We start from the raw sequence: 514 nt of genomic DNA, 5'->3' as shown, positions 1-514 counted from the left end.
AGATGCCAACATATAACCCTTCAGCTTGGTTAAGTTTCCTCGTCCGGTAATCAGTAAATATACTGACATAACGACGATCATTAAGGATATAAATACTCCACCCACAGTATAATTTGCCAGACGATAAAATGAAACCATATCAGGATAAGAGAGGTAAGGGAGAATCTCATTCTTCAAGGCATAGGGAACCATATATAACCCGAGAAACCCAATGAAGCAAGAAAAAATCAGACTAAACTTATTCCCAATAGTCTGTTTTTCATCCATTTGATATTTTTTATTTTTCATATATTTTTATTCAATAGTTGGCTGTTCATGCCTAATTTATCCGATGCACTCGGTGATCTCGCTTCTAACTCTCGTATTTTGGCTATTATTTTCTCAGATAGACCGTACTCTTTATCTATCTCATTTAGAGCAAATGTAACAACCACTAAAACTATTGCAACAGCAAAAAAAGTAAGACCGATACTAGTTGCAGTCCCAGCTACGATTAAGAAGCTAAAGGCTCTGG

Annotated in this window: 1 protein-coding gene and 1 pseudogene; both read right to left on the bottom strand. The window is 36.0% G+C overall.

The window, feature by feature from the left end; all coding sequences use genetic code 11:
* On the bottom strand, positions 1-288 hold a 288-nt coding region (locus tag YALDO0001_RS21630; RefSeq protein WP_004705744.1), incomplete at its 3' end, for a hypothetical protein.
* Positions 285-514, bottom strand: a pseudogene (locus YALDO0001_RS19465) (hypothetical protein); the annotation flags it as partial. The gene YALDO0001_RS21630 and the pseudogene YALDO0001_RS19465, both read right to left, overlap by 4 nt.

The sequence above is a fragment of the Yersinia aldovae ATCC 35236 genome (genome assembly GCF_000173735.1).
GTDB lineage: Bacteria > Pseudomonadota > Gammaproteobacteria > Enterobacterales > Enterobacteriaceae > Yersinia > Yersinia aldovae.
The sequence above is the reverse complement of the archived record's forward strand: the minus strand, read 5'-3'. Positions and strand labels throughout refer to the sequence as shown.